2 tRNA genes and 3 rRNA genes are annotated in these 5,498 nt (G+C 52.6%); all 5 read right to left on the bottom strand.

From position 1 onward, the window contains the following. Window positions 1-24: 24 nt before the first annotated feature. The 5 genes from rrf to R2676_RS26090 all read right to left on the bottom strand — a co-directional run bounded on the left by rrf (window position 25) and on the right by R2676_RS26090 (window position 5,188). Window positions 25-137 (bottom strand): 5S ribosomal RNA (rrf, locus tag R2676_RS26110). A 118-nt stretch (window positions 138-255) separates the two neighbouring features. Then, window positions 256-3,134 (bottom strand): 23S ribosomal RNA (locus tag R2676_RS26105). A 265-nt stretch (window positions 3,135-3,399) separates the two neighbouring features. Continuing rightward, window positions 3,400-3,475, bottom strand: a tRNA-Ala gene (locus R2676_RS26100). A 36-nt stretch (window positions 3,476-3,511) separates the two neighbouring features. Continuing rightward, window positions 3,512-3,588 (bottom strand) — tRNA-Ile (locus tag R2676_RS26095). A 60-nt stretch (window positions 3,589-3,648) separates the two neighbouring features. Continuing rightward, window positions 3,649-5,188 (bottom strand): 16S ribosomal RNA (locus R2676_RS26090). The 16S, 23S and 5S rRNA genes sit together here with 2 tRNA genes alongside, the layout of an rRNA operon. Window positions 5,189-5,498 lie beyond the last annotated feature (310 nt).

Raw genomic sequence — 5,498 nt, 5'->3', positions numbered from 1 at the left:
AGAGCTGGGGTGTTTAGATGGAGAGCCTGGCGATGACCTACTTTCACACGGGAATCCGCACTATCATCGGCGCGGAGTCGTTTCACGGTCCTGTTCGGGATGGGAAGGGGTGGTACCGACTCGCTATGGTCACCAGGCTATGACTTGTCGCGTCGCTGACTTTGGGGTCAACGCCGCCAATATGGGAATGTAGTAGGGGTTGTGCTTAGTGTGTATCAGGCACAAGGCAGACCCAGCCGGAAACATACCGGTTATAGGATCAAGCCGCACGGGCAATTAGTACTGGTTAGCTGAACGCATTACTGCGCTTCCACACCCAGCCTATCAACGTCCTGGTCTCGAACGACCCTTTAGGGAGATCAAGTCTCCAGGGAATCCTCATCTTCAGGCAAGTTTCCCGCTTAGATGCTTTCAGCGGTTATCTCTTCCGTACATAGCTACCCTGCGATGCCTCTGGCGAGACAACAGGTACACCAGCGGTACGTCCACTCCGGTCCTCTCGTACTAGGAGCAGCCCCCGTCAAGATTCCAACGCCCACGGCAGATAGGGACCAAACTGTCTCACGACGTTTTAAACCCAGCTCACGTACCTCTTTAAATGGCGAACAGCCATACCCTTGGGACCGGCTACAGCCCCAGGATGAGATGAGCCGACATCGAGGTGCCAAACACCGCCGTCGATATGAACTCTTGGGCGGTATCAGCCTGTTATCCCCAGAGTACCTTTTATCCGTTGAGCGATGGCCCTTCCATACAGAACCACCGGATCACTATGTCCTGCTTTCGCACCTGCTCGACTTGTCGGTCTCGCAGTTAAGCACGCTTTTGCCATTGCACTTTAGGTACGATGTCCGACCGTACCAAGCGTACCTTCGAACTCCTCCGTTACACTTTGGGAGGAGACCGCCCCAGTCAAACTGCCTACCATGCACTGTCCCCGACCCGGATTCACGGGCCAAGGTTAGAACCTCAAACAAACCAGGGTGGTATTTCAAGGACGGCTCCACCGAAACTAGCGTCCCGGTTTCAAAGCCTCCCACCTATCCTACACAGATCGGTTCAAAGTCCAATGCAAAGCTACAGTAAAGGTTCATGGGGTCTTTCCGTCTAGCCGCGGGGAGATTGCATCATCACAAACACTTCAACTTCGCTGAGTCTCGGGAGGAGACAGTGTGGCCATCGTTACGCCATTCGTGCAGGTCGGAACTTACCCGACAAGGAATTTCGCTACCTTAGGACCGTTATAGTTACGGCCGCCGTTTACCGGGACTTCAATCAAGAGCTTGCACCCCATCATTTAATCTTCCGGCACCGGGCAGGCGTCACACCCTATACGTCCACTTTCGTGTTTGCAGAGTGCTGTGTTTTTATTAAACAGTCGCAGCCACCATTTTATTGCAACCCCTTCGTCCTTCTGGCGCGAGCCAGTCAAACTACAAGGGCGTACCTTATCCCGAAGTTACGGTACCAATTTGCCGAGTTCCTTCTCCCGAGTTCTCTCAAGCGCCTTAGAATACTCATCTCGCCCACCTGTGTCGGTTTGCGGTACGGTCTCGTATGACTGAAGCTTAGAGGCTTTTCTTGGAACCACTTCCAATTGCTTCGCGACCTAAAGTCGCTCGCCCCACACCCTTGAATCACGCACCCGGATTTGCCTAAGTGCCATCTCCAATGCAGGGACCGGGACATCCAACACCCGGACAACCTTCCGCGATCCGTCCCCCCATCGCATCATACGACGGTGCAGGAATATTAACCTGCTTCCCATCAGCTACGCATCTCTGCCTCGCCTTAGGGGCCGACTCACCCTACGCCGATGAACGTTGCGTAGGAAACCTTGGGCTTACGGCGAGGGGGCCTTTCACCCCCTTTATCGCTACTCATGTCAGCATTCGCACTTCTGATACCTCCAGCATCCTTTACAAGACACCTTCACAGGCTTACAGAACGCTCTCCTACCATGCACTTACGTGCATCCGCAGCTTCGGTATATTGCTTAGCCCCGTTACATCTTCCGCGCAGGACGACTCGATCAGTGAGCTATTACGCTTTCTTTAAAGGGTGGCTGCTTCTAAGCCAACCTCCTGACTGTTTTAGCCTTCCCACTTCGTTTCCCACTTAGCAATATTTAGGGACCTTAGCTGGCGGTCTGGGTTGTTTCCCTCTTGACACCGGACGTTAGCACCCGATGTCTGTCTCCCGTGATTGCACTCTTCGGTATTCGGAGTTTGCTATGGCGGGGTAATCAGCAATAGACCCCCCAACCATGACAGTGCTCTACCCCCGAAGGTGAGACACGAGGCACTACCTAAATAGTTTTCGGAGAGAACCAGCTATTTCCAAGTTTGTTTAGCCTTTCACCCCTATCCACAGCTCATCCCCTAACTTTTCAACGTTAGTGGGTTCGGTCCTCCAGTACGTGTTACCGCACCTTCAACCTGGCCATGGATAGATCACTTGGTTTCGGGTCTACACCCAGCGACTGAACGCCCTATTCGGACTCGCTTTCGCTACGCCTTCCCTAATCGGTTAAGCTTGCCACTGAATGTAAGTCGCTGACCCATTATACAAAAGGTACGCCGTCACCCGTTTCCAGGCTCCGACTGTTTGTATGCATGCGGTTTCAGGATCTATTTCACTCCCCTCCCGGGGTTCTTTTCGCCTTTCCCTCACGGTACTGGTTCACTATCGGTCGATTACGAGTATTTAGCCTTGGAGGATGGTCCCCCCATCTTCAGACAGGATTTCACGTGTCCCGCCCTACTTGTCGTACACCTAGTTCCACAATACTGTTTTCGCATACGGGGCTATCACCCACTATGGCCGGACTTTCCATTCCGCTTTGCTAACAATACTGCTAAAGAGTACAAGGCTGATCCCATTTCGCTCGCCACTACTTTGGGAATCTCGGTTGATTTCTGTTCCTGCAGCTACTTAGATGTTTCAGTTCACTGCGTTCGCTTCTGTTACCTATGTATTCAGTAACAGATGACCCATACGGGCCGGGTTTCCCCATTCGGATATCTGCGGATCAAAGCTCGTTTGCCAGCTCCCCGCAGCTTTTCGCAGGCTACTACGTCCTTCATCGCCTGTAATCGCCAAGGCATCCACCACATGCACTTATTCGCTTGACCCTATAACGAGTATGTCTCGCTATAGGCTGAGTTCTCGCGTTGTGCCGTATTCCAAGACAATCTTTCGATTGCTCTGGTAATACTGGTTGATACAATCACAACCCAGTGTCGCGTTTTTAATGTGCGCCTCATCAACGCACCGCGACACCTTTACTACATTCCATATTGTTAAAGAACAGCCGAACTTTTACGCTCGTCTTGGCTAGGCCAAACGCAAACACCATCGACACAGCGTCGATGCTTGCGTTTGGTAACCAAAAGGTAATGGTGGAGGATGACGGGATCGAACCGACGACCCCCTGCTTGCAAAGCAGGTGCTCTCCCAGCTGAGCTAATCCCCCAGTCACGGCAGAGAACAACTTCCACCGTCCGTAACTTGGTGGGTCTGGTAGGACTTGAACCTACGACCCCCGCCTTATCAAGACGGTGCTCTAACCACCTGAGCTACAGACCCTTGGCTGTAACATCAAACAAACCGATAAGTGTGGACGCCTAACGTCGGATGCACGCTCTTAAAGGAGGTGATCCAGCCGCACCTTCCGATACGGCTACCTTGTTACGACTTCACCCCAGTCATGAACCCTACCGTGGTAATCGCCCTCCTTGCGGTTAGGCTAACTACTTCTGGTAAAGCCCACTCCCATGGTGTGACGGGCGGTGTGTACAAGACCCGGGAACGTATTCACCGCGGCATGCTGATCCGCGATTACTAGCGATTCCAGCTTCACGTAGTCGAGTTGCAGACTACGATCCGGACTACGATGCATTTTCTGGGATTAGCTCCACCTCGCGGCTTGGCAACCCTCTGTATGCACCATTGTATGACGTGTGAAGCCCTACCCATAAGGGCCATGAGGACTTGACGTCATCCCCACCTTCCTCCGGTTTGTCACCGGCAGTCTCTCTAGAGTGCCCTTTCGTAGCAACTAGAGACAAGGGTTGCGCTCGTTGCGGGACTTAACCCAACATCTCACGACACGAGCTGACGACAGCCATGCAGCACCTGTGTCCACTTTCTCTTTCGAGCACCTAATGCATCTCTGCTTCGTTAGTGGCATGTCAAGGGTAGGTAAGGTTTTTCGCGTTGCATCGAATTAATCCACATCATCCACCGCTTGTGCGGGTCCCCGTCAATTCCTTTGAGTTTTAATCTTGCGACCGTACTCCCCAGGCGGTCAACTTCACGCGTTAGCTACGTTACTAAGGAAATGAATCCCCAACAACTAGTTGACATCGTTTAGGGCGTGGACTACCAGGGTATCTAATCCTGTTTGCTCCCCACGCTTTCGTGCATGAGCGTCAGTGTTATCCCAGGGGGCTGCCTTCGCCATCGGTATTCCTCCACATCTCTACGCATTTCACTGCTACACGTGGAATTCTACCCCCCTCTGACACACTCTAGCCGTGCAGTCACCAATGCAATTCCCAAGTTAAGCTCGGGGATTTCACATCGGTCTTGCACAACCGCCTGCGCACGCTTTACGCCCAGTAATTCCGATTAACGCTTGGACCCTACGTATTACCGCGGCTGCTGGCACGTAGTTAGCCGGTCCTTATTCTTCCGGTACCGTCATCGACCCCAGGTATTAACCAGAGCCATTTCTTTCCGGACAAAAGTGCTTTACAACCCGAAGGCCTTCTTCACACACGCGGCATTGCTGGATCAGGCTTTCGCCCATTGTCCAAAATTCCCCACTGCTGCCTCCCGTAGGAGTCTGGGCCGTGTCTCAGTCCCAGTGTGGCTGATCGTCCTCTCAGACCAGCTACTGATCGTCGCCTTGGTAGGCCTTTACCCCACCAACTAGCTAATCAGACATCGGCCGCTCCTATAGCATGAGGCCTTGCGGTCCCCCACTTTCACCCTCAGGTCGTATGCGGTATTAGCTAATCTTTCGACTAGTTATCCCCCACTACAGGGCACGTTCCGATGTATTACTCACCCGTTCGCCACTCGCCGGCAGGAAAAGCAAGCTTCTCCCCCGCTGCCGTTCGACTTGCATGTGTAAGGCATGCCGCCAGCGTTCAATCTGAGCCAGGATCAAACTCTTCAGTTCAATCTGCTGTTTTCGCTCTTTACGAGCGGTCGCTCACTCTCAGAATCTGACTTGAACTTTCGTTCAAACCTTACTTCTGTGCGAGCACTTCATTACTTGTTAGCTAGCGGATCGAAATCCGCCGCATCCAGTATTAAGCGCCCACACTTATCGGCTGTTTGCTTGTTAAAGAACTTCGCGATCAACTTTGTTCACCGCGTCGCTGCGTTGTCTGCAGCAGAGAAACGAGATTATGCAGAGCTTTTTCGTCGCTGTCAACAACTCGTCGAAGAATTTTTATCCGTCAACTCGCTGCCAACTACCACTCGAT

This window comes from Ralstonia flatus, from assembly GCF_958439105.1.
In the GTDB taxonomy this organism is placed as follows: domain Bacteria; phylum Pseudomonadota; class Gammaproteobacteria; order Burkholderiales; family Burkholderiaceae; genus Ralstonia; species Ralstonia flatus.
The sequence above is the reverse complement of the archived record's forward strand: the minus strand, read 5'-3'. Positions and strand labels throughout refer to the sequence as shown.